This is a genomic window from Alcanivorax sp. NBRC 102024, assembly GCF_001602235.1.
GTDB lineage: Bacteria > Pseudomonadota > Gammaproteobacteria > Pseudomonadales > Alcanivoracaceae > Alcanivorax.
In genome coordinates this window covers 16,703-40,825 of the sequence record NZ_BDAS01000003.1, presented here as the reverse complement: position 1 = coordinate 40,825, position 24,123 = coordinate 16,703, and the positions used below count along the sequence as shown (strand labels likewise).

21 protein-coding genes are annotated in these 24,123 nt (G+C 60.5%); 13 read left to right on the top strand and 8 right to left on the bottom strand.

What is annotated here, in order from left to right; translation table 11 throughout:
• The first annotated feature begins 3 nt into the window (after positions 1 to 3).
• Complete coding sequence (locus A0251_RS06480; protein ID WP_231874179.1) at positions 4 to 765, top strand: hypothetical protein; 762 nt, start codon at positions 4 to 6, stop codon at positions 763 to 765.
• A gap of 87 nt (positions 766 to 852) precedes the next feature.
• Here A0251_RS06480 and A0251_RS06475 read toward each other — a convergent pair whose 3' ends face one another.
• Positions 853 to 1,977 (bottom strand): alpha/beta fold hydrolase, encoded by a 1,125-nt coding sequence (locus tag A0251_RS06475; RefSeq protein ID WP_062816050.1) that lies wholly within the window; start codon positions 1,975 to 1,977, stop codon positions 853 to 855.
• A gap of 405 nt (positions 1,978 to 2,382) precedes the next feature.
• On the opposite strand from A0251_RS06475, the gene A0251_RS06470 reads away from it, so the two are divergent.
• The 3 genes from A0251_RS06470 (at position 2,383) to A0251_RS06460 (ending at position 4,723) form a co-directional block, all read left to right on the top strand.
• A complete protein-coding gene (locus tag A0251_RS06470) occupies positions 2,383 to 2,853 on the top strand; it encodes a PaaI family thioesterase (RefSeq protein WP_231874178.1) in 471 nt (156 codons plus the stop codon).
• Positions 2,850 to 3,299, top strand: a complete 450-nt coding sequence (locus tag A0251_RS06465) for a PaaI family thioesterase (protein WP_035244352.1) — start codon at positions 2,850 to 2,852, stop codon at positions 3,297 to 3,299. Before A0251_RS06470 ends, A0251_RS06465 begins: the two co-directional genes overlap by 4 nt.
• Positions 3,300 to 3,610: 311 nt before the next feature.
• Positions 3,611 to 4,723 (top strand): ferritin-like domain-containing protein, encoded by a 1,113-nt coding sequence (locus A0251_RS06460; RefSeq protein WP_062816048.1) that lies wholly within the window; start codon positions 3,611 to 3,613, stop codon positions 4,721 to 4,723.
• Positions 4,724 to 4,825: 102 nt separating this feature from the next.
• Here A0251_RS06460 and A0251_RS06455 read toward each other — a convergent pair whose 3' ends face one another.
• Positions 4,826 to 5,599, bottom strand: a complete 774-nt coding sequence (locus tag A0251_RS06455; protein ID WP_062816047.1) for a patatin-like phospholipase family protein — start codon at positions 5,597 to 5,599, stop codon at positions 4,826 to 4,828.
• Between A0251_RS06455 and A0251_RS06450 the strand changes: the two genes are divergently transcribed.
• A complete protein-coding gene (locus A0251_RS06450; protein WP_062816046.1) occupies positions 5,590 to 6,843 on the top strand; it encodes an MFS transporter in 1,254 nt (417 codons plus the stop codon). The genes A0251_RS06455 and A0251_RS06450 overlap by 10 nt on opposite strands.
• A 174-nt stretch (positions 6,844 to 7,017) precedes the next feature.
• Here the strand turns inward: A0251_RS06450 and A0251_RS06445 are convergent, their stop codons facing one another.
• From A0251_RS06445 to A0251_RS06435, 3 genes are all read right to left on the bottom strand, one after another.
• Entirely contained in the window at positions 7,018 to 7,911 is an 894-nt protein-coding gene (locus A0251_RS06445) for an AlkA N-terminal domain-containing protein (protein ID WP_062816045.1), read from the bottom strand.
• On the bottom strand, positions 7,908 to 8,999 hold the full coding sequence (gene ada, locus A0251_RS06440; protein WP_062816044.1) for a bifunctional DNA-binding transcriptional regulator/O6-methylguanine-DNA methyltransferase Ada: 1,092 nt from the start codon (positions 8,997 to 8,999) through the stop codon (positions 7,908 to 7,910). Before ada ends, A0251_RS06445 begins: the two co-directional genes overlap by 4 nt.
• A 136-nt stretch (positions 9,000 to 9,135) precedes the next feature.
• On the bottom strand, positions 9,136 to 9,804 hold the full coding sequence (locus A0251_RS06435; RefSeq protein WP_062816043.1) for an OmpA family protein: 669 nt from the start codon (positions 9,802 to 9,804) through the stop codon (positions 9,136 to 9,138).
• 344 nt (positions 9,805 to 10,148) lie between these two features.
• Here A0251_RS06435 and A0251_RS06430 point away from each other — a divergent pair, with 344 nt between their 5' ends.
• The 5 genes from A0251_RS06430 to A0251_RS06410 all read left to right on the top strand — a co-directional run bounded on the left by A0251_RS06430 (position 10,149) and on the right by A0251_RS06410 (position 16,324).
• Entirely contained in the window at positions 10,149 to 11,756 is a 1,608-nt protein-coding gene (locus tag A0251_RS06430) for an FAD-binding oxidoreductase (RefSeq protein WP_062816042.1), read from the top strand.
• Between the two features lie 12 nt (positions 11,757 to 11,768).
• Positions 11,769 to 13,268: a glycerol-3-phosphate dehydrogenase/oxidase gene (locus A0251_RS06425; RefSeq protein WP_062816041.1), complete on the top strand. Its 1,500-nt coding sequence runs from the start codon at positions 11,769 to 11,771 to the stop codon at positions 13,266 to 13,268.
• A complete protein-coding gene (locus A0251_RS06420; RefSeq protein WP_062816040.1) occupies positions 13,265 to 14,824 on the top strand; it encodes an FGGY-family carbohydrate kinase in 1,560 nt (519 codons plus the stop codon). Before A0251_RS06425 ends, A0251_RS06420 begins: the two co-directional genes overlap by 4 nt.
• 137 nt (positions 14,825 to 14,961) lie before the next feature.
• Positions 14,962 to 15,900, top strand: a complete 939-nt coding sequence (locus A0251_RS06415; protein ID WP_062816039.1) for a hypothetical protein — start codon at positions 14,962 to 14,964, stop codon at positions 15,898 to 15,900.
• A 1-nt stretch (position 15,901) separates the two neighbouring features.
• Complete coding sequence (locus A0251_RS06410) at positions 15,902 to 16,324, top strand: MerR family transcriptional regulator (protein ID WP_062816038.1); 423 nt, start codon at positions 15,902 to 15,904, stop codon at positions 16,322 to 16,324.
• Between the two features lies 1 nt (position 16,325).
• Here the strand turns inward: A0251_RS06410 and A0251_RS06405 are convergent, their stop codons facing one another.
• Positions 16,326 to 18,218, bottom strand: coding sequence for a sodium:proton antiporter (locus A0251_RS06405; protein WP_062816037.1), 1,893 nt, complete (start codon positions 18,216 to 18,218; stop codon positions 16,326 to 16,328).
• A 316-nt stretch (positions 18,219 to 18,534) separates the two neighbouring features.
• On the opposite strand from A0251_RS06405, the gene A0251_RS06400 reads away from it, so the two are divergent.
• The gene (locus tag A0251_RS06400) at positions 18,535 to 19,734 is read left to right on the top strand and encodes a multidrug effflux MFS transporter (RefSeq protein ID WP_062816036.1); all 1,200 of its coding nucleotides are present in this window, start codon (positions 18,535 to 18,537) and stop codon (positions 19,732 to 19,734) included.
• Positions 19,735 to 19,766: 32 nt separating this feature from the next.
• Here A0251_RS06400 and A0251_RS06395 read toward each other — a convergent pair whose 3' ends face one another.
• Complete coding sequence (locus A0251_RS06395) at positions 19,767 to 22,184, bottom strand: ABC transporter permease (protein ID WP_062816324.1); 2,418 nt, start codon at positions 22,182 to 22,184, stop codon at positions 19,767 to 19,769.
• Positions 22,177 to 22,854, bottom strand: coding sequence for an ABC transporter ATP-binding protein (locus A0251_RS06390; RefSeq protein ID WP_062816035.1), 678 nt, complete (start codon positions 22,852 to 22,854; stop codon positions 22,177 to 22,179). Before A0251_RS06390 ends, A0251_RS06395 begins: the two co-directional genes overlap by 8 nt.
• 16 nt (positions 22,855 to 22,870) lie before the next feature.
• Here A0251_RS06390 and A0251_RS06385 point away from each other — a divergent pair, with 16 nt between their 5' ends.
• A complete protein-coding gene (locus A0251_RS06385) occupies positions 22,871 to 23,488 on the top strand; it encodes an arylesterase (protein WP_304438776.1) in 618 nt (205 codons plus the stop codon).
• Complete coding sequence (locus tag A0251_RS06380; protein ID WP_062816033.1) at positions 23,481 to 24,095, top strand: DUF924 family protein; 615 nt, start codon at positions 23,481 to 23,483, stop codon at positions 24,093 to 24,095. Before A0251_RS06385 ends, A0251_RS06380 begins: the two co-directional genes overlap by 8 nt.
• Positions 24,096 to 24,123 lie beyond the last annotated feature (28 nt).

The following is a 24,123-nucleotide window of genomic DNA, read 5'->3' as shown; positions in this document are numbered from 1 at the left end:
GGGGTGAAAAAACAAGGACTGTGTGTGTTTGCGGGTGCACTGATGTTGGCTGTTTCCGGCGCACAAGCGGCACTGTCTGCAACGGAGCTTGCGATGCTGGAAGCGGATGCCTGGCGTGCCAGGATGGGATTTCATCTGCTCTCGATCCGTGGCGACAACCCGGAAGATCGTGCGGCCCTGCGCCAATTGCTGGAAGCCGGCGAGGGCCGTGTGGCTGAATTGAAATCCCAGGCTGAGGGTGACGAGGTGTCTCAGGCTAACGCCTTTGGCCAGGCCTGGAACGATCTTTCCCGCCGGGCCATGGATAACCCGCTGGCGTCTCTCGGCTATGCCGATTACGGTGCCATGAGCGAGATGAATACCACGACGCTGGCAATGGCCGAATTGGCAGAACAGGCGCAAAGTGCCCCTGACGCCCAGTATCTGGATATTGCGGATTTGTCGGTATCCATGCAGCGGCTGGCCAGTGAGTATCTGGCATTGGCTGCCTTCCCGTCAGCGGGGCTGCCCACCGGTACCGGGTTGGCGCCGCTGGATTTTGCCCTTGAAGCAAAAAGTATCGATGACACGCTGAGCCGCCTCAAGAGCCGCTATGCCAGCGATCCGCAAGCGAATGAGGTTCTGGCTTTTGTCGAGCAGCGCTGGGTTTTCGTACGGGGCACCATTCCGCGAATGAACGAGCAGGATACCAACAAGGTGCCGTACCTGTTTTACCGATATGCCACCCAGATAGCAGAGCGGGTGGATGAGTTGGTCGCGCCCTGAAACCTCGCGCCGCCGCTTGGCAAGGGACTATTGAGACAGGCACTCCCTTTTACAGCGTTCCCGTCTCGCTGCTGAACAGATACCGCATCAATCAGAACGGGTTGCCAGCCAGTCCGCACTGATCCGCCAGGCGTGGCTCGGCGCCTTGGAACCGGAGAACACCCCGGCGTGACCGCCGGGGACTTCCTCGAATCGCTTCTCCTGGCTACCGACTAGCCGCAAGACTTCCCGGGCCGCGCGCAGGCTGACGATATTGTCAGTGGTTCCGGCAAAAGCCAGCAGATCCTGGTGAATGGCGGAGAAGTCCACACTGCGCCCTCCGACACGGATTTTTCCCTTGGCCAGGCTGTTCGCCAGAATCATCTTCTCGATCACTTCCCGCACCACCGCGCCCGGGTAATCCACCATATCGTTAAACCATTGGCCCATGGTCATGTACTCGGTGACGTATTCCCGGTCGGCGATATTCTTTACCAGATCCAGGTAAGCCTGAACCACCCCCGGCGGGTTGGTCATCTTGAATCCGAATCTGAGCAGCCCCGCCGGGATATGGAACAGCTTGTCGTCCAGGGGGGAAAGGCGCACCTTGAACCAGTCGTGGGCTTGCATGGCCGGAATGGAGGCCAGGCCCAGAGCCTTGCCGAAGGGGCCGCTCTTGTGGAAATTCACCGGGCTGGCAATCGTGATCAGGCTGCGCACCGGGGCATCCGGGTGTCCGCCCAGATACATGAGGCAGAGCAGGCCTCCCATGCAGTAGCCCAGCAGATTGACCTGTTCCTGACCGGAGTGGTCTTTCACTGTGTCCACCGCCGCCGGCAACCAGCGGTTCACATAGGTATCCAGATCCAGGCTGCGCTCCGCCTGGGAGGGTTTGCCCCAGTCCACCAGGTAGACGTCATAGCCCCGGGCCATCAGATAGCGGACCATGGAGCGGTTCGGCATCAGATCGTAGGTCCAGCACTGGATGCCCAATGCCGGCACCAGAATCAACGGGGTGCGGTATTTGTTGCGTTCTACCGGCATCATTTCGTCGTTGACCGGGATTTCGCTCATGGGCGGCAGGCTATAATGGCGAACGGCCATGATGCCGTCCCGGTAGATTTCATCCCAGGGGCATTTGTCGATCTGGATAAACCGTTGCGGATGCCGCCGACGCTCGACGATATGCCCAACGGCACGCAGACTGGTTTTCAAACGGGATGACGTCGCCATGGGCGGCCTCCGACAATAAGGGGGGATGAAATGCTAGCGGCAGGGCAACGTATTACCATGGTGAAAAATGGAGCCTGCCTGGAGCCTATACGCAGCCGCGCCGGAGTCAATTTTTTCGCCAGGTCGTGATTGCGATTGTGCGGTGTAGTTGATTCTACATAAACAAGCGCAATCGCGGGCTGACGGAAAAAGGGGCCCGGCCCTTCGGGTTGCGGCTAAAAATGGTGCCATACTGTGTTGCGGACCTTGAACTTGACCCGTCAGGCCCTGCGGTCCGCGCCTTGTCTGGCATCATTTTTAGCCGCAACGCGGCTGCGTATAGGCTCCAGGCAGGCTCTAACACTTTGCAGATTAATGTCGACTCGTTAATCTATCGCGCCCGACGCACAGGAGGCATTGGCCGTCGTGACAAACTCATCATTACCTTACACCCGCCTGGATGTCTGTAACCGTTTTCTGGAGTCGGTGAGACACTCTGTGGTGCTGGGACTGGAAGTCCTCAGCGCAGAAGAACACGCTGTCAGGGTAAGGGTTCCCTGGCGAGAGGATCTGGTGGGTAACCCGGAAACCGGCGTCATGCATGGTGGCGCCATCTTCGCCATGATGGACCATGCTGGCGGTATGGCAGTGACCTGTCGCACCTTTCCCACGTTCGAAATCACCCCCACCATCGATTTTCGCGTCGACCACCTTCGCGGACCGGCCAAGGGCGCTGCGGTGGTTTGCGAAGCCACCTGTTACCGGCTCACCAACCATGTGGCCTTTGTCCGCATCACCACCTGGGAGGAGGGCGCCGAGGACGAGCCCATCGCATCTGGTCTGGCAACCTACACCCGGTTGAAAATTGAAACTGCTGGCAAGGTGGTGGGGCAATGAAAGCACTGAAAACCCTGATTGAAGAATGCCGAGCCGGCGAGGCGGACTACCAGAGCCTGATCGACCGGGTGCCCTATGCCCGCTTTCTGGGTATCCAGGTGGTGGCACAAGGAGACGAGCTGACCTTTGTGTTGCCCAAGCATGACAATGTGGTGGGTAATCCGACTCTGCCAGCCTTGCATGGCGGGGCCGTGGCAGGCTTCATGGAGCAGGCAGCGATTATCTTTATCCTGTTGCAAATGGGGGAGCCACGGGTCCCCAAGACCATCGATTTCACCATCGATTACCTGCGAGCCGGGCTTTTCCGTGACACCTACGCGGAATGCAGCGTCACCCGACTGGGCCGACGGATAGCCAATGTGCATATCAGCGCCTGGCAAAAAAACCGCCAGGAACCGATCACCATTGCCCGGGCGCATTTCCTGCTGTCCGATGATGCGGGCTGATCCCGACGGATCGAGGCCTGCTCCTTTGTCCAAGAGACCGCGCCCTGAGGTCGGGCGCGGTGCTTGGCACCGTAATTAACACGACTCGCCTGTCCGTTATCCATGTTCTGGTAGCGGATGCACCCTCCCGCTGCTGGCCACGTTAGTCCTCCCTGGTCCGTACTGCGATTGTGATTTTGCGCCAGCCCACAACCCGATTGTCATAACGCGACATTGTCCCGGCAAACACTTCCGCCTAGCGTTTAAGTGAACCTGTTCGGAGCGCACCGTTGCGTTCCGGGGTGTGCGACAACGCTAAAAAGGGTGTATCCATGAAAATAACCAATGTCACCTCGCCACCAACTTCCGTGAGCATCTACGACAACTGGGACGGTCCCGGCTCCGAGGATATCGAAGACAAGCTGACACCGGGCCACGTGCAGGATGTGGTAGAAATCTTCCAGACCCCGCTTACCGGTCACTATAACTGGGACTATTCCAGTGCCGATGGCCGTATCCGCAAGTTGTATCGCCTTGGCAAGGAGCTGAACTGGAATGCAGACATGGATCTTGACTGGACCCAGACCTTCCCCAGGAGCGAGGTTCCTCTCGATCAGGCCTTTAATCCGTTCAACGGCTGGCCCACGTTCGAGGCACTGAGCGATGACGAGAAACTGCGTTTCGGCTGGCACAACCTGGCCTGGATGCTGGCGCAGTTCATGCACGGGGAGCAGGGCGCACTGCTGGTGGCATCGCAATTAGCCAGTTGCGCGCCGTCCTACGATGCCAAGCTCTATGCGGCAAGTCAGACTTTTGACGAGGCCCGACACGTTGAAGTGTTCACCCGGTACCTGCAGGAAAAGATCGGCATCCTGTATCCGGTGAACCCCAACCTGAAAGCACTGCTCGACAAGATCCTTTCCGATCCGCGCTGGGACCTGAAATTCATCGGCATGCAGATCATCATTGAGGGCCTGGCTCTGGCGGCCTTCAACACCCTCAAGCTGACCGCCCATGACCCGCTGCTCAAGCAGATTATCCACCTGGTGATTCGTGATGAAGCACGCCATGTTACCTTTGGCGTCAATTACTTGGAGGATTTTGTTGAGACCCTTTCTGAAGAAGAGAGGGAGGAGCGCGCCCACTTCGCGTTTGAAGCCTGCGTGGTCATGCGCGAACGGCTGATCAGCACCGAGGTCTTTGAGCACTTTGGCTGGGATGTGGAAGAGGCCCGTGAGCAGGTGCTGTCTTCCACCATCATGGCCCAGTTCCGCAATCTGCTCTTCACCCGCATCATGCCCAACCTGAAACGTATCGGCCTGCTCACCGAGTCAGTGCGCCCCCGTTTCGAAGAGCTGGGCATCCTGCAGTTCGAAAACCTGGTGGATGACGGCGAAGTGGATTGGGCAGAGCTGTCGAAACCTCTCTACGACGAAGTCTCCTGAGGGCTGTTTCTGTAGGCTCTTACAAAGCCCATGGACAGCGTAGGGTGCACTGAGCCTAAGCGAACTGCACCGATCTGGGGGCTCGGTGCATCCTACGTTTCATTACACACTCTCCACGTTGACCATTCCCTGCCGAACCGGTTTGGCCAGCGCCTGAGAGGTCGCTTTATAGGCCTGCTGTAACGCCACGGGCCCATGCTCCAGCTTCCGCGGACCGCTGCGGGCCAGGCCGTCAATGGCCAGGGTGATCAGGTTGGGGCGCAAAGGGGCCTTCAAGGCAGGGCTATTGGCCCGACGCCACGGGGATCGGGATTGCAGATGGTGATAGAGTACGCGCTCGCCGGGCCAGGTGCTGGCCAGGCCATGTCGGTCAGCAATACCGCCGTCCCAATAGTAGTCACCGTCAATGCGTGCCGGTTGAAACAGGAACGGCACGGCGCAAGACGCATAAACGGCCTCGATGGGATCTCCCGCATTCAGCACCCGCGTGCGGCGGGTACCCGCATGCCAGGCAGACAGGGCTACCGGGGTGGGACTGTCTGCCAGATCGGTCAGCGTCAGCATCTCCCGCAGCAAACTGCGGAAACGTTTGCCGGCAAGCAGTCCCAGCCCGGGGGCAGGGTCCCAGAAATGCTCACGGCACAGGCTTGTCAGGGTGAGTTCCATTTTTTCCGGGCATGCCTGACCGGCCATGCAGGCTGACACCAGGGCTCCGGCACTGGAACCGCAGTAGCGGGCCGGCGCCAAATCATGTTCTTTCAGGGCTTTGACGACACCAAAATGGGCAAAAAAACCAAAAAAACCGGACGACATGGCCAGGGTGAAGGGGCGATCTGCCAGCCATTCAGCCAGGCTCGGGGCGGGATATGTCTTCATTGAATGCTTCCTCTGCGGCGACAAACCCTAACCCGGGGACACTCAGCCACACAATCCTGCTGACCGCCGTGGCCGTGACGGCCCTGGGCCAGACCCTGGTATTCACGCTGCTGCCGTCTCTGGGGCGTGCCACGGGCCTGGCGGAAATGCAGGTGGGGCTGATCATCAGTTGTTCCTCACTGGTTTTTGCGCTGGCCAGCCCGGTGTGGGGCACCCTCAGCGAATCCCTGGGGCGCAAGCGGGTGCTGGTGATCGGGCTCAGTGGCTATTCCCTGGGCACACTGATGTTTGCGCTGGTGTTTGATATCGGCCTGCACGGTGGCCTGGCAGGCGGCCTATTGGTGGCCGGGCTGGTGTTAAGCCGAATGCTGCAGGCAGCAATCATGGCCGCTACACCGGCGGCTGCCGCCGCTTACACTGCGGATATAACCACCCCGGAGCAGCGCACCCAGGGCATGGGCCGTATCGGTGCGGCCAACAACCTGGGCACGGTTATCGGCCCCGTGTCCGGTGGCCTGCTGGCAGCGGTGGGACTGGTTTTCCCGCTCTATGGCGTGGCCGCCCTGACGGCGTTGATGGCACTGGCCACCGCATTGTGGCTGCCTGCCTCGCCCCATCAGCCCACCGCGAGAACCGTATCACTGGCCAGGGTGCTGCGTAGCGGATTGGGTGCCTATGCGGACCCGCGATTGCGGGATCTTCTGCTCACCGGGGTGATGCTGTTTATGAGCTTTGCGCTGATTCAGCAAACCCTGGGCTTTCTGTTTCAGGATCAGTTTGGATTATCGCCGGCCGCTGCGGCGCGTGCTCTGGGATTAACCATGATGGCGGCGGCGGTGACCTCGTTGGTCGGTCAGATTGTGGTCGTGCAATGGTTGCGTGCCCCGGCGACCTTGCTGGTGATTCTGGCGGTGCCCGCAATCGGTCTCGGTGCGTTGATATTGTGGCTGGCTGATCAGCAATGGGTAATGAGTGTGGCGGTTTTGCTGGTTGGCCTGGGGCTGGGCTTTGGTATGCCGGCGATCATGTCTCTGGCCAGCCTGCGCGTCAGCAGCGAAGAGCAGGGCAGGGTCGCCGGCCTGGCAAGCGCCTGTCCGGCCCTGGGTTTTATTCTTGGTCCCCTGGTCGGCACCGGGTTGTATACCCTGGATCATCGCTGGCCCTATCTGCTGGTATTGTCCCTGATGGTGCCGCTGACCTGGCTGGCCTGGCGCCTAGTGCGTTCCGCGGCTGACAATGCGTAGGGAGTCAGTGGCGAGGTCAGAGTTTCGAGTTGCGAAAACCGGTCAAGAATACTTCAGCCTCGTAGGGTGCACTGAGCCTAAGGCGAACTGCACCATCCCCGGTGCCGAATCGGTGCAGTTCGCCTAGGCTCAGTGCACCCTACGGAAATGCCGGGTGTCATAGGCCAGATCGAGTCAGGCGTTTAGCGACAGAGATTTCCATAGATGAGCCGCCAGCAGGCTGCGCCAGGGGCGGAAGTCTGCCAGCCAGGTTTCGGCTTCCCGGGCGGTTGGCGGAGTGGCACCGCCCTGTAATTGTTGGATTGCCCGGCGCACTGCCACATCCCCGTGGAGGCTACCGTCCATCCATGCATAGCCCCGCAGCAGGGCATAGTGAACACTCCATGGACCCAGCCCTCGTATCTCCAGCAAGGTCCTGCGCAGGGTTTCCAGCTCGGCTGCCGCGATGGGCCGCTCAGGCAGAAGCGCCTCGTCGAGACAGCGTCGGGCGACAGTCAGCAAGCAATCTGCCTTGCTGTGGGAAAAGCCACAGTCACGCAGGGTATCCGCGTCGACCCGGGCGATATCCCTGGCATCGGGATAACAGTAAAGCCCGGCACTGTGCCTGCGGCCGGTTGTCTGTATCAGACGCCGGCGGATGGAAACGGCAGCCGCCACACTGATCTGCTGGCCGATGATCGCCCAGCTGAGTGCCTCAAACGGCGAGGCGGATTGTGGTATCCGCAATCCGGCCTGGGAGCGCACCAGGGGGCCAGCGAGGGGATGCTTGTCCGCCTGGGCCTCGAACTCCCGCGTCGGTTGATCGAGACCGAGCAGATGTCGCACCAGGGCATCCTGGCAAGGCGACGTCTGTGGCATTTTCCCGTCAGAGTGAAAGGTCACATGGGCCCGGGCCGGTTCATGGAATTCCACTGTCAGCATGACAGGCACCTGTTGCCAAATGAATGCTTTGCGCAGTGTGCTCGCATCCACGGTTTCAGCTACTGCCTCCGCATCCCGCCGGTGAAAATCCAGAAAGGCCTGGTGATCGAAATCCTCAGGGAGCGATACACTCCGCCGGTCAGTCATTTGTCACACTCACTGGCCCTGATAACCCGTTCGCGCTTGAGCAAGACACGCTTGCGTTCGACTCCCCAGCGATAACCGGACAGATGACCATCCCGTCGCACAATACGGTGGCAGGGAATAGCTACGGCAAGCGTGTTGGCGGCGCAGGCCGACGCCACTGCCCGGGCCGCACCCGGCTGGCCGATTTTCTCCGCCAGCTCCTGATAGGACAGGGTGGTGCCCGGTGGTATTTGTCGAAGCGCCTGCCAGACCCGTTGCTGGAATGCAGTGCCACGAATATCCAGCGGCAGCACCAGGCCTTGCCGCGGATCTTCGATCAGCGAAATCACTTGGGCCACTTTGTCATCAAATGCCCCATCCGGAGGGAGAAGCTCGGCACCGGAAAAGCGTTGCTGAAATTCCTCCAATAGTGCTTCAGGCTCATCGCCGAGGCTGATGGCGCAGAGGCCCTGGGAGGTTTCTGCCACCAGCAGGCTGCCCAGACTGCATTCCGCGATGGCAAAGCGGATAGCGGTACCCTTGCCCGCGGAGCGGTACTGGCTCGGGCGCATGCCAAGCATGTCCTTGCCCTGGGTATAAAGCTGACTGCTGGACTCCATGCCGGCGTCCTCCATGGCACCAATGATGGAAGTGTGGCGCTGTAAATTTCCGCACAGGCGTCGTCGGCGCACCGCCAACGCATACTCCCGGGGAGTCAGACCGGTGACGGCCTTGAACTGGCGTTGCAAATGGTAGCGTGACCAGCCGCATTGTGCGGCCAGTTCTTCCAGGGTTGGCAGAGTGTGGCTGTGTTCAATGTGCCGGCACAGGGCGGTTACGGTGGCGGTTACCGGTGAGCCTGCCACAGAAAGGGGGGTGCAGCGACGACAGGGGCGAAATCCCGCCTGCAAGGCTGCTGTGCCATCAGGAAAAATCCGCACATTTTCCACATTGGGACGTCTTGCCGGGCAACTGGGCCGGCAAAAAATGCCGGTAGTGATCACCCCATAGACAAAACGCCCATCCGCGTTCCGGTCCCGTTCCAGGATGGCCTGCCACTGTGTGTCTGTCACCGGCTGAGAGGCTGTCACCACGATCTGTTCCTTCATTGTTTCCGTCACGAGTCTGAACGGATCATGGCGCGAAGGAAATCGTGATGCACTCTGGATGTTGCGGGGGAATTGAAAAAAGCGGCGGGAATGGGAGGTGGGTGAGGGTACCCACCTCCAGACGAACCTAGCTACCTTACTCGGTGTAGGGCAGCAGGGTCAGTTCAACGCGGCGGTTCTGTTCACGACCGCTGGCAGTGCTGTTGCTGGCAATAGGCTGGGTTTCGCCGAAACCGACGGTGTCCAGACGCACTTGCTCAACGCCGAAACCGCTGAGGATATTGGCCACGGACTGGGCGCGCTGCTGGGAAAGCATCAGGTTGTACTTGTCACCGCCGGTGCTGTCGGTGTGACCGGCCACCTGGATCATGGTGGACTTGTATTCCTTGAGGACCTCAGACACCGCATCCAGTACCGGACGGAAAGAGGGCTTCACCGTGGTGCTGTCGGTATCAAAGGTCAGGTTACCCGGCATATTCAGGATGATGTTGTCACCATCACGGGTCACAGAGACGCCAGCACCTTCCATTTTTTCGCGCAGTTTGGCTTCCTGGACATCCATGTAGTAGCCCACACCGCCGCCGGCAACGGCACCAATACCGGCCCCTTTCAGTGCCCGCTCCTTGCGTTCCTTGGCACTGTCGGACGTGGCGATACCGATCAGGGCACCGGTTACAGCGCCAATACCGGCACCCATGCCGGCTTTGGAGGTCTGCTTCTCACCGGTATAGGGGTTGATGGTGCTACAGCCTGCCTGCAGGGAAACAGCACCTGCCAGTGCCAGGCAGCCAATAAAACGTTTCATGGAAACTCCTTGTAAATTATATAAGGTATTGGTTTTAAAATGGTTTGAGAGTGTAGAGACAATAGCCCTGCAAACAGGGTCGGTAAAGCGGCGTCTTCACGAGTTTACGAATTTGTACGAAAAAAACCGGTTGCCGTTCGGGATATGCGCATACCGGATCCATGATTCCGGTAACGGCGATGGCAATACTTTGCGTGTCCGAAATAGTCCATCAGGTGTCCCCCTGCGCCAGTGAAAACCTCACTCTGCAGGTCTACCATGGGGCATGAGTCAGGTCCGATCTGCCCCTGTCCATCCTCTCTCATTCGGGGCTGACGGATTCCCAACATCAAGGAGTACGCTGCATGCGACGCTGGAACGGCTGGGGCGACAGCGCCAACCATTATCCGCTGAAGGCCTCTGGCCTGACTTTCTTACAATCCCGCCTTGGTTCCGCCACACCCTTGCCTGATGCGGAAATCACCACGGTATCCCAGGCGGTTCCACGGTCCCGTCTGCCAGCCCACCCGCTGATCCGAACCGATGCGGAAACCCGGATCCGCCACGCCCGCGGGCAAAGCCTGCCGGACTGGCTGGCCATGCGCTCCGGTGATTTCGGCCGTTTCCCCGATGGTGTCGCCATACCGACCAAAAGCGCTGAGGTGAAAGCCTTGCTGGTCTGGGCACAGGAACATGATGTGCTGGTTATCCCCTATGGGGGTGGCACTTCCGTAGCAGGGCACATCAACCCGCCCGCCAGCGACAAGCCGGTCCTGACCCTGTCCCTGGCGGCCATGAATCGGCTGCTGCATCTGGACAAGGAAAGCCAGATCGCCACTTTCGGAGCCGGTACACCGGGACCGGAAGTGGAAGGCCAGTTGCGGGAAAAGGGATATATGCTGGGGCATTTTCCGCAATCCTGGGAGCTTTCTACTGTGGGAGGCTGGGTAGCCAGCCGTTCCAGTGGTCAGCAGTCCATGCGTTACGGTCGCATCGAGCAGATGTTCGCCGGAGGCCGTGTTGAAACCCCCAGGGGCACCCTGGATATCCCCACCATCCCGGCGTCGTCCGCCGGGCCGGATTTGCGGGAAATCATCATGGGCTCGGAAGGGCGCATGGGCGTCATTACCGAGGTCAAGGTCCGGATTACGCCTTTGCCGGAAATGGAAACCTTTCAGGTGGCCTTTGCGCCGGATTGGGAAACAGCCAAGACCTTGGTACGCAGCCTCACCCAGGCAAAGCTGCCGCTTTCCATGCTGCGCCTGTCCAATGCGGAAGAGACCCGTACCCATCTGATGCTGGCCGGGCATGAAAAAATGGTCTCTGTGTTGCACCGCTACCTGGCATTACGCGGTTGCCGGAATGAAAAATGCATGATCACCTTTGGTGTCACCGGGGAAAGGGCACTGGTGCGCCATACACTGGCCACCGTCAAGAAGCGCATTCGCGCCGCCGGCGGCACGGTGGTTGGTGAGCTGCTCGGCAAAAAGTGGGAAGAGTCCCGTTTCCGCTCTCCCTATCTTCGCCATGGCCTCTGGGAGCATGGTTACGTGGTGGACACGTTCGAGACAGCAGTGGACTGGAAGCAGGTCACCCCGGCCATGGAGGCCATGGAACAGGCGGTGCGCGACAATGTGGGGGAGGGAGAGAAGGTGCATGTCTTTACCCATCTGTCACACCTGTATCCGCAGGGTTCCAGTATCTATACCACGTATGTGTTTCGCTGCTCCGACACGTATCAGGCGACCCTGGAACGTTGGCAGGCCATGAAACAGGCGGCCAGCAATGCCATCGTGGCCCATGGCGGCACGATCAGTCACCAGCACGGGGTAGGGCGCGACCACGCTCCCTGGCTCCATCATGAGAAAGGTGATCAGGGCATGGCAGCACTGGGGTCGCTGGTGAAGCACTTTGATCCCCAGCAACGGTTGAACCCGGGTTGTTTGCTTGAAAACGCAACGTCCCGGACTTGAGAAGGAATATTGATGTTAGGCAAACGCCAATCCCTGGACGCCCTGGCTGACGAAAATTGGGATCTTGTTGTCATCGGTGGCGGAATCACCGGTGCCGGCGTGCTCCTGGAAGCGGCGCGCCGCGGGCTCCGTGTGTTGCTGCTCGAACAGACCGATTTTGCCTGGGGGACGTCCAGCCGCTCCTCAAAGATGGTCCACGGGGGGCTGCGATACATTGCCCAGGGGGACATTCGCCTGACGCGCCATTCCCTGCTGGAACGGGAGCGCCTGATCGACGAATTGCCGGGGCTGGTGGAGCGGGCAACCTATCTCTTCCCGTTGCGCAAAGGGGTGTTCCCGGGCCGCTGGCCCATGAAAGCCATTCTCTGGCTCTATGACTTCCTGGCGGGCATCCGTGACCATCGCTACCTGAGCCGCGAGCAATTGCTGGAGCGGGTGCCCGGCTTGAATCGCCAGTCGCTGACCGGCGCAATGAGTTATACGGATGCGCTCACAGATGATTGTCGTCTGGTGGTGCGGGCGATCCTGGAAGCGGCCCGCCATGGCGGGGTGGCGCAGAATTATTGCCGGGTGGAGCAGGCGATGGCCGATGGAGACAAATTTGCCATCACCGTCACAGACCGTACCAGCGGGCAGACCGCCACGCTCTCATCACGGCGGGTGGTCAGTGCGACGGGTGCCTGGGCAGACCGTTTTTCCGGCAGCGACCCGCGTGTTCGGCCGCTCCGGGGCAGCCACCTGTTTGTCGACCCTGAACGCCTACCAGTGAAGGATTGCCTGACGGTGATGCACCCGGATGATGGCCGCCCGGTCTTTGTCTTCCCCTGGGAGGGAGTGACCTGTGTGGGCACGACGGACCTGGATCATCCCCAGGACATGGACATTGAAGCCGCCGCCAGTGGCCAGGAAGTGGACTACTTGCTGCGCCTCATCAACAGCCAGTTCCCCGACGTCAAACTCGACCGCAAGGATATCTACGCCACCATTGCTGGCGTCCGACCGGTGATTGCCTCGGGGAAGGGGCTGGACCCCTCCAAAGAGCGCCGCGACCATGCGGTGTGGGGTGAAAACGGCATCGTCACCGTCAGTGGCGGCAAGCTCACTACCTTTCGACTGATCGCCCTGGATGCCTTGCTTGCCACCGGACTGATTGATAGCGCCACCCACCGACGCGGCCAGAAAAGCCGTGAACCCGGCTTTACGCCCATCAGCGATGCGCCCGCAGCCGTGGATGCGTTCCTCCATGCGGACCAGGGTGACCCGGATTTCATTCAGTGGATTCTGGATCACGAAGATGTGGTGCACCTGGATGACCTGATGCTGCGCCGGACCCGCCTGGGTTTGCTGTTGCCGCAAGCAGGCAAAGCCAAGCTCGATGCCCTGCAACAACAGATTCAGCAAAGTCTGGGCTGGGATGACGAGCGCTGGCAGCAAGAAAGGGCCCGCTACCTGGATATTCATCAGCGTTATTACGGTGTGCCCGCGTCTCCATTACAGCAGGCCGCAGGATGAGCGCGCCATTACTGCTGGCTCTGGATCAGGGCACACAAAGCGCCCGGGCCATGTTGTTTGACGGCCATGGCGAGCTTGTGGCCCGGTATCAGCAACATATCGAACCCTACGTGGTGGATCAGCCCGGTCACGCGGAGCAGGATGCCAATTATTTTTGGGAGCAGTTGGGCCAGGCTTGTCAGGGGTTGTGGCTGGAGCATGCCGAGCTGCGTTCCCGGGTTGTGGCTGTCTCCCTGACCACCCAGCGAGCCTCGGTAGTCTGCCTGGACAAGGCGAAGAAACCGCTTCGTCCGGCTGTGATCTGGCTGGATCAACGCCGCACGCCGGATTTTCCCCGGCTTCCCTGGTGGTATGCGGCGCCGGTGAATTTGCTGGGCCAGGGCGAAACCCTGCGCCAGTTTCAGGCCAAGGCAGAATGCAACTGGCTGGCCCAGGACGAGCCGGAAATTTGGCAGCGAACCGCGCATTTTCTGCTGCTCTCCGGCTATCTGAACTACCGGCTTACCGGAGAAATTCGCGACTGTACGGCCTCCCAGGTCGGCTACATTCCGTTTGATTACAAGGGACAGCGCTGGGCGCCGCCCCACGATCTGAAATGGAAAGCCCTGCAGGTTACCCGCGAACAGTTACCTGAGCTGATTCCGCCGGGGGAGACCCTGGGCAAGGTGACTGCCGCCGCCAGTCGACACACCGGCATTCCTGCCGGGTTGCCGGTGATCGCCAGCGGCGCTGACAAAGCCTGTGAAGTGCTTGGGTCAGGCGCCTTTACCCCGGACATCGGCAACCTCAGCTACGGCACCACCGCCACCTTCAACACCTGCAACGAACGCTATGTGGAACCGATCCCCTTTGTGCCCGCTTACAGTGCCGCGGTCCCGGGGCGTTTTAATTCGGAGATCATCGTCCAGCGCGGTTACTGGATGGTGAACTGGTTCAAGCGGGAGTTTGCCCAACAGGAAGTGCAGCAGGCGCAAGAGCTGGGCGTCAGCCCGGAAACCCTGTTCGAATCCTTCCTGCATGAGTCGCCACCCGGTGCCATGGGGCTGGTGCTGCAACCTTTCTGGAACCCCGGGGTGCGCATACCCGGCCCCGAGGCCAAAGGGGCCATTATCGGTTTTGGTGACGTGCATACCCGCGCCCATCTCTACCGGGCGATCATCGAAGGCATTGCTTATGCGTTGCGCGAGGGCAAGGAGCGCCTGGAAAAACGTAACCGGGTTGCAGTGCAGTCGTTAAGGGTGTCCGGGGGTGGCTCCCAGAGCGATGCCATCATGCAGATCACGGCCAATATATTCGGCTTGCCCGCCGAACGCCCCCATACCTCGGAAACCTCCTGTCTGGGTGCGGCGATTAACGCGGCCGTGGCCATGGGGCTGCATGCGGATCATGCCAGTGCGGTGGCGGCCATGACACGGCCGGGCAAGCGCTTTGAGCCTGACACGGAGACGGCGCGTCAATACGATGCGCTCTTCCGTCAGGTCTACCGCAAAATGTACCCTCGGCTGTCTCCCTTGTATCGTTCCATCCGGCAGATAACCGGCTACCCGGCACGATAGCACTGTTCGCCGGCAGGCGGCGTCCCTTGCAGCATGACTCGCGCTACAGAGAGCGGATCCGGCCGTTTCATTCTTCGTCCGTTGTGGTTTGTGTACGTTTTTTTGCCTAGGCTGTGCCGGACTGAATGAGGTTTTCCATGGTTTTCCGATTCTGGGCCACATTGTTGCTTTTCTGCCTCGCATCCTCTGCGGTTGCTGGCAGCGCCACCCTACAGGCGTTAAGGGCGGATCTAGCCAGCGGATCGCTCAAGCCAGTACTGGCCCGCCAGGCGCTGGTATCCATTCCCGACAAGCTGCTGGCCCGCTGGGTGCAGGATATCCCCATCGAACAGTTTGCCATCACCGGATTCAATCAAAACCGGGCGCGTTTTGCCGCCCGCGTCAGGCTGCATTTCGTTGACGGCAGGGTGGGGTTTTTACGGCTGGAGGGTGAGCCCGGACCAGACTACCGGTTGACCGGATGGTATGACTACAGCAGCGGCCTCGAGCTGAGTGAGTTGATTGCCTACGGTGATCAATTCAACCACGGACAGGGCAAGGCGTTTCTGACCATGCTGCACAAGCGGCCTGATGCTCCGGAACTGGCCACCCTGGCCGCGGACCCCCCCGTGCTGCAGGCGTTATGGCTCGCGCAATGCAGCGGCAAACCCTGTGAAGAGCAGGCCCTGGCGGCCCAGGCCGTGACGGACAAGCCGGCCCTGTGGCAGCTCGAGAAGGCTCTGGACGCTGATCTCGAGGATTACCGAAAAATCAGCCAGACGCTTCGTGGTGCCCTCGGCGATGATCCCTATCTATGGTGGCTGGAAGGGCAGCAGGCGTTGCTTCAGCAGCGATGTGAATGGGTGCAGGCAGACCTGGCACGGGCCTGGCAACGGCACACGGAACATCGCTTGCTGGCCGACGTGGCGCTGCAATGTTATCTGGCGATAGAGCCGGGCGGGACGGAGTTTCTCGACCAGCTTTCCGCTGCTTTGGGGGCTGACACCCTGTCCGCCGCCATCCGCAATTATTACCAGCAGCAGGGTACCCCGGTACCCACTCTCTACCAACCCTGGACTGTGCCGGGAGACTATTGATATGCGTGTTTCCGATCTGGCCCGCAAGACGGGAACCACCACCGAAACGGTGCGGCATTACACCGACATTGGTTTGCTGCAACCGGTCAGGGACCCGAATAATGGTTATCGCCGTTACGGAAATACGGATCTACGGCTGCTGCGGTTTGCCCTGAAGGCGCGCTCCCTGGGGTTTACGCTTGCGGATATCCAGTCTCTGGCAGAGGCATCTCGGCATGGAGAGACCCCTTGCGGTCAGGTGCGTACGCTGATTGAAACCCGCTTGCAGCAGGTGGAGGATCGTATTGCCGAGTTGCAATCACTAAGCCAGAGAATGCGTACCGCCATGGCCGAATGGCAAACCGTCCCCGACCAGCGTCTTGACGATGGTCGGGTCTGCGGCCTGATTGACACCTTTTCGGATGATGCCGGGGAAACCGGCTAGATCAGTCTTTCTTGGCGGCCTTGTCGGCACCTTTCTGTTTGTCTGCGGCCACTTTTTCCGCAGCCGCTTCCGCGCGGGCTTCAGTACGAGCCTCTTCCTTGGCGGCATCTTCCTTCACCAGACCCAGTACATGCCAGCCCGCCTTCGGTGCCGGCTGGCTTTCCTCGCTGAAGACATAGATACGATCACGGGTGTCGATGGCAAACAGCGGCCATACCCGGCGGTGAGGGGTCTGCAGGTAGGTGTTGAAGTCGAATTCCTCGGTGAGCCGGGTCTTGCGGATTTCCGCCCCCTGACTCAACAGGCTGGCCAGGCGGGCATAGGTCATTTCCGCACCAAATAACGTGGCGCCCCGGTGTTCAGGGGCCACCTCATGTTTCACTTCCTTGTCGCTGCGCTGGGTCGGCAGGCTGAAGATGTTGGGCTCCCCGAATTCCAGGCGATAGCGCATGGTGGCCATGGTGTTGAGTTCTCGCCGTGGGCTCAGGCCCAGCAGTTTTCCGTAACCCACCAGGTCCATGTATTGGTCAGCATGCTGGGAGACCGGATTACCGTAGAAGGTGCTCAGGCCTTCCATGCGCGCCAGACGGATGGATTCCCAGCTGGAATCGGTAACCATCACCGGGAACTGGTTTTTCTGCAGGGAAGAACCAATGGCCCGGGCCACCGGGTTGGCTCCCACAATCAGGAAACCTCGCGGAGCCGGCTCGGCAACTTTCAGTAACCGCGCCAGCGGCCGGGCGGTCAGGCTTTGCAGGGCCACCGTGCCAATGATGACCATAAATGTGAGGGGCACCAGCATTTCCGCACCGGCCACGCCGTTTTGCAGTAAGCGTTCGGCAAACAGGGCGGAGATAGCCGCAGCAACAATCCCTCGGGGCGCAATCCAGGCAAGCAGTGACTTCTCCCGCCAGTTCAGATTGGAGCCAAGGGTTGCTACCAGCACCGAGGCAGGGCGGGCCACCAGCTGGATAATTGCCAGCAGCACCAGTGCCATCAGGCCAAGCTGCTGCAGCTCCTGCATTTCCAGTCGCGCGGCCAGCACAATAAACAGGCCGGAAATCAGAATGACCGACAGGTTTTCCTTGAAGTGAAGGATGTCGTTGGTCCGCACTCCCTTCAGGTTGGCCAGCACGATGCCGGTGGCGGTGACGGCCACCAGGCCGGATTCCTCACTGAGTGCGTTGGCAAGCACGAATTCGCCGATCACCAGAGACAGCACCAGAAAGCTGCGCAGATATTCCGGCACCAGATGCCGACGCAGCAGCGCCGCCAGTGCCATGGCAACCACAACCCCGATGGCGGTGCCCACGGTAATGGTCTGGATAAACAGCCACAGGGTGTGGAGCAGGGCGCCTTCCTGGCCGCTGGCCACCACCAGCTCATAGGCCAGTACGGCAAAAATGGCGCCCAGCGGGTCAATTACGATGCCCTCCCAGCGCAACAGCCGGGCCACGCTGCTCACCGGGCGTACGCTGCGCAACAACGGCACGATCACGGTAGGCCCGGTGACCACTACGAGAGCGCCGAACAGCAGGGCCAGGTCAAAAGACAGCTTCAATAACCACCAGGCAGAAATGGCCACAATGGACCAGGTCACCAGTGCCCCCCAGGTAACCAGGCGACGCACCGTTTTCTCGAGGCCGCGGATTTCGTCGAAGCGCAGGGTCATGGCCCCTTCGAAGAGAATGATGGAAACCGCCAGCGACACGCCGGGAAGAAGCAAATCGCCCAGCAGCTCCTTGGGCTCCAACACGCCAGTGAGTGGTCCCAGGGCCAGACCGGTCAACAACAACGGGAGAATGGCAGGGAGTTTGATGCGCCAGGAAACCCACTGGCAGAGGAAGGCCACTACGGTAATGATGGCCAATTGGTAAGCGATCTCTAAATCCATGCAGTTTCCGTTTGGTAATGACGGCAGGTTGGGCGGGCAGCGTTATTAATGGGGCCGATGGCAGCATGCAGTGGCAAACAATCTGCGGGGCATCTGCGCCGATCCGTTGGTTGTCTTGTCATCACTGGCATCCATCGCGGTTTTCGCCCCAACGGTGAGACTCGTGCCAGGCCCACCAAAGCGGCTAATGGTCACAGGACATCCCGGTGGCCGCAACCCGTTTTTCATAAGCATACTTGAATCAGGTTCAGAAAATCACTGAACCTGGCGTTGACATGCGTTACCATCGCGCTCTTACTGCCTGACTGGACATTGCATGCAAGCCCGAATTTCCCCGCGCCGACTGGCGCTTCTGCTCGGCACCCTGGTTGCCCTGGGGCCGCTGGCCATTGACACCTATCTTCCTGCTTTACTCGCCATGTCCGAACATTTCGCCGTGCCGATCCATGATGTGGAGATTTCGGTGAGTGTTTATGTGCTGGGCGTGGCGCTGGGCCAGTGGCTAGGCGGGCCCTTGTCGGATCACTTCGGGCGAAAGCCGGTGGCCTACGCAGGTTTGCTGTTGTTTATCAGCTCCAGCCTGATGATTCCGTTCAGTGCGGATATTCAGGCGCTGTATGTCCTGCGTTTTCTGCAGGCGGTGGGCGGCGGCGCCTCGGTGGTGATTGCTGCCGCGTCGGTGCGGGACCATTTTACCGGCCAGCAGGCCGCCAGTGTGCTGACCAGTATCGGCCTGGTGATGTTGATTGCCCCCCTGGTGGCCCCGGCAGTGGGCGTGGCGTTACTCAATCTGGCAGGTTGGCAGAGCATTTTCTTCATGCTGGCAGGCTACGGGGCACTGCTGATGCTGCTGGTGCGTTTTCCCCTGCCTACAGTGCCGCCCAGTCAGGACAGTGAAACCCTGTGGCATCGGTTGTTTCATGCCTATGGGCGGGTGCTGCGCAATCGCCCGGCCATGGGATTCATTCTGGCCAACGGGCTGGCATTTTCCGCCCTGTTCGTCTTCATTACCGATGCGGCCTTTTTGTACATGGATTATTTCGGTATCAGCCCGGAGCAGTTTCCACTCTTTTTCGGCGCCAATGTGGTGACCATGCTGGGTCTGAACCGCTTGAATGTGATCCTGCTGCGCCGTTATGCCAGCGCCGACATCATGCGTGCGGGTTTGATCCTGCAAGCGTTGGCGGGAGTGGCCTTGTTGGTGCTGACGCTGACAGACACTCTGGTGCTGTGGGCCGTGGTGCCATTGATCATGGTGACCGCGGGCATGGTGGCTTTGGTGATTCCCAACGGTATTGCCAGTTTTCTGAGCCTGTTCGATCGCGATAGCGGGGCGGCGACCGGCCTCAACGGCACCCTGCAATTCCTGTTGGCTGGCCTGATCGGCACCGTACTGGGTGCCTGGCATGATGGCACCCCGGTCCCCATGACCATGCTGATGGCCGGCAGTAGCATCACCGCGCTCATCGTTTTCCTCTGGCTGAGGAAGGGGGCGGAGCACCCAGCCTCCCCCTAGCATTGCGGCCCCCCTGTGCAGGGGGAATGCAGTCAGGCTTTTCCCCCACGGGGAGCGGGCTGCAGTGGTGGCGCGATCTGCGCCGCCAGCACCAGTACCAGGGTGACAGCCCAGGGCAGCAGCAACCAGAGACTCAGCGGCAACTGCCCATCAAACAACCTCTGCCCCAGAGGAAACAGTGAGGCAAAGTGAATCAGATTTGCCAGCAACGCGGCCCCGCCGATCAGGAACAGGGCCTGCAGAGCCGCGGTGCGACGCAATAGACGCTGACGGGCACCGATGACGATCAGCAGATGGTTGTCCTTACGCATCTGATCGGCACTGGCCAGCAATGCCGCCGCCAGCACCAGCAGGGCGGCCAGCATCAACAGCAGACCGACGAAGAACGCGGCTCGACTGGCCTGGGTCACAATCTCTTGCAGCGTGGCCAGGATCGCATTCACATCCAGCAAGCTGATCTGGGGAAATTGTTGTACCAGACTGCCAAGGGCTTTGCTCTTCTCCGGTGGCAGATAAAAACTGGTGATCCAGGTGCGGCTTTGGGCCTCCAGGGTGCCGGGGGAAAACATGAAGTAGAAGTTGGGGGCAAAACTCTCCCAGTCCACGTTTCGCAAGCCCACCACTTCCGCCTTGATGGGGGTGGCAGCACCGGTAAAGGTCAGCCGGTCGCCTACCTTCAGTCCCAGGGATTCGGCCAGCTTGCTTTCCACTGTAACCTCGCCGGGCCTGTCGGCCCAGCGACCTTCCTGCATGAGGTTACTGTCGGGCAAGGTGTCTGCTTCGGTCAGTGACAGGTCCCGATTCAATGCTCGCTCGCCCCGGTCCTGCTCCTTGGTCACCGCCTCACGAACCGGTTCGCCATTGACCGCCGTCAACCGGGCACGTACCACCGGGTAGAGGGGCTGGCTGTCGCTGTTATGTGCCGCCAGCCAGTCTTTGAACGGGGCCAGATCCTGATCGAACAGGTTGATGACAAAATAGTTGGGAGCGTTCTCGGGCAGAGTGGATCGCCAGTCGGTCAACAGCTGCCGACCGGTCTGTATGGACATGGCTAACACGGCCAGTGATACCACCAGGGCGGCAAGCAGGGGCAGGGTGGTGGTCTTCCGTCGACTCAGCCGACGCAAGGCAAGGCGGGCTGCCAGTGGCAACTTGCCGCTGGCACGATCCAGCAGGGACACCAGCGGCCAGAGCAGCAATGGCAGTCCCACTGCGATGGCGAAGGTCAGCAAGAGCAGGGGCCACAACGCGCTCAGTGAGCCGCTCATCATGGCTGCAATCGGAACCGGAGTGAGCAGCGCAATCAACAGGGTCCAGCGCTGGCGGCCAGGCGCGTTTTCCCGTTGTTGCAGCAGGGCGGTGGCTGGCAACCCCAGATGCGCCCACAGGGTGGGGGCGGCAAATCCCAGCCACAGCAGTACCGGGCCGATGATACCCAGCAGCGGCGCCATGACGGGGAACGCCATATTGCCGCCCATCAGGGCGATCAGGTAAAGCCCGGTGGCAGCGGCCAGGGCAATGCCGACCAGGGCCGGGATCAACAATGCCAGGGCATCCCCGCCCAACAAACGGCGTACGATGGCGCCCTGGCTGGCACCCACGGTTTTCATCACCGCGCAGAGGGTTTGCTGGTGTCGCGCCCGGTGGCTGGAAGTCAGGTAAATGGCTGCCGCGCAAAGCAATACCACCAGCATCACCGCCAGTTGTGACCACAGGAAAAGCTGTTCCACCGGACCCCGGCTGCGCAGGTCGGTATTGGCCACGGTTTCCAGTTCCTGGTCCGGGCGCAGTGCCGGGGTCAGACGATCCTCCAGCTGCTGACGAGTGGCATCATCCGCCGCCACCAGCAGGTTGTGTCGGTAGCGGCTGCCTTCACCCAGTACGCCTGCATCCTGCAGATCATCAAGATGGATCAGGGCGCGGGGGTTCATGCTGTAGAAGCCCGCCTGCTGGTCCGGTTCCTGGACAATCACCTTGTCGATCAACAGGCTGCGCTCGCCCAGGGTGATAAACTCCCCGGTCTGCATGCCCAGACGGTCCAGTCCGGTGCCGGCGATCCAGACATGGCCGGGTTTCGGGCCGTGGCTCACCGGATACGGGTCAGCGAATCGGCTGTCACTGATGCGGATTTCCCCATACAAGGGGAAGCCGGCGGAAACCGCACGGATGCTGGCCAGCAAAAAACGCTCGTCATGGATCAGCACGCTGGAAAACGTCACGCTCTCGGCCTGGCGGGTGCCTTCCGCGTCGGCCAGCCATTGCCGTTGTTCCGGTTTCGGAAAACGACTGCCTTCCAGGATCAGGTCCGCCCCCAGGGCAACGGCGGTTCGCTGATTGAATCGTTGGTCCACGGTGTCGCGCAGGATCAGCATGGCGGTCATGGCAAAGGCTGCCACCAGCACGGCCAGTGCCTGCACGCGGAATGCGGGGGAACGCCAGGGTTTAAACACCAAGACGGCCCTCCACCAGCGACATGGCTCGACTGCAACGGCGAGCCAGGGTCTGGTCGTGGGTGACCAGCACCAGGGCGGTGCCCTGTTCCCGGTTCAGAGAAAACAGCAGGTCTGCCACGTGCTCGCCGTTGGCATAATCCAGGCTTCCCGTGGGTTCATCGGCAAACAGTAACGAAGGGGCGACCGCGAAGGCTCGGGCCAGGGCCACTCGCTGCTGTTCACCGCCTGACAGTTGGGCGGGGAAGTGGTGGCAACGCTTGCCCAGCCCCACCTGGCCCAGCCAGTGTCGGGCGGTGTCGCGGGCCTTGTCACGGCCAAGAATTTCCAGCGGCAGCATCACATTCTCCTGGGCGGTAAGATCCGCTACCAACTGGAAATGCTGAAAGACAAAGCCGCAATGCTCGCCGCGCAGCCGTGCACGTTGATCTTCACTGCCACTGCTGAAGGGGGTGTCTCCCAGCAACACCTCGCCACTGGTGGGCACATCCAGACCTGCCAACAGGGAAAGCAATGTGGACTTGCCGGAACCTGACGGCCCGGTGATGGCCAGACTATCACCGGCATTCACCGTCAGCGTGATATCCTGCAACAGGTCCAGTCCGCCCTCTGGTCCCTGGACACGTTTGCCAAGGTTTCGGGCGCTCAATACGGGAGACTTTGTATTCATGATTCGGCTTCTTTTAGTGACAGTTCTGGCAATGGCGTCGTTGTCTGTGCAGGCCGGTGGCTTGCTGGTGCTTGGCGATAGTATCAGCGCGGCCTACGGGATTGAAAAATCCGCCGGCTGGGTCGCCCTGTTGGAGAAAGAACTGGAACAGCGCTGCCGTGATTTCCCCGTGATCAATGCCTCGGTCAGTGGAGAAACCACCGCCGGTGGCAATAGTCGCCTTGAGGCCCTGCTGGACACGCATTCGCCAGACATCGTGGTCATTGAGCTTGGCGGTAATGATGGACTGCGCGGCCTGTCCCCGGTGGCCATGGCGAACAATCTGACACAGATGATCGAGAAAAGCCGTGCGGCCAATGCGACGCCTGTGCTGCTGGGCATGCGGATTCCCCCCAATTACGGGCAACAGTATACCCGCCTGTTCGAACAACAGTTCCGTCAGGTATCCGACGACAAACAGGTGCCTTTGTTCCCGTTTTTCCTTGAGGGCGTGGTAGAACAGGGCTGGTTGCAGAAAGACGGAATTCATCCCACCGAAGAGGCGCAGCCATTGTTGAAGCGCCATGCGGTTTCCGTGCTTGAACCGGTGTTGCCCGCACAGTGCGGCAATGGCAAAGGGGACGAGGATGTTTGAGCTGACGCCCCCCTGGCAGGAGGTACTGGATTACTGGTTTGAGGATGGCCTGAGCCAGGATTGGCCGGCGTCATCGGTGACCCGGAAATGGTTTCGGGCCAGCGCCGGAGATGATGCGGAAATAGACCATCGTTTCGGCGCCTATGTGGAAGCTGGCCTTCAGCAGGAGCTGGTGGACTGGGAACGTCAGCCGCTGTCACGTCTGGCCTTGATCCTGGTGCTGGATCAGTTTCCCCGCCATATCTACCGGGGCCAGCGCAGGGCGTTTGCGGGCGATCACCGGGCCGCCACACTGGCCGTGGAAGGGGTCTCCAGGCAGATGCACAGCAAGCTGCCCCTGTGCGCCCAGGTGTTTTTCCTGATGCCGCTCATGCATGCCGAGGATGAGGATTTGCAGGATCTCTGCCTGACAAGCATGACCGCATTGCTGGAACGGTCGCCGGATTTTTGTCGGCAGTCGGTACAAGACAGTGTCAGCGCGGCAAGGCAACACCGGGAGTTGATTCGTCGTTTTGGCCGTTTCCCCCATCGTAATGCGGCTCTGGACCGGGAAAGTACAGCGGAAGAGCAGGCCTATCTGGAAAAGTCGGGGCGTTTTGGGCAGTAGCGGCGGCTGGCCGGCGTTTTACGGCAAC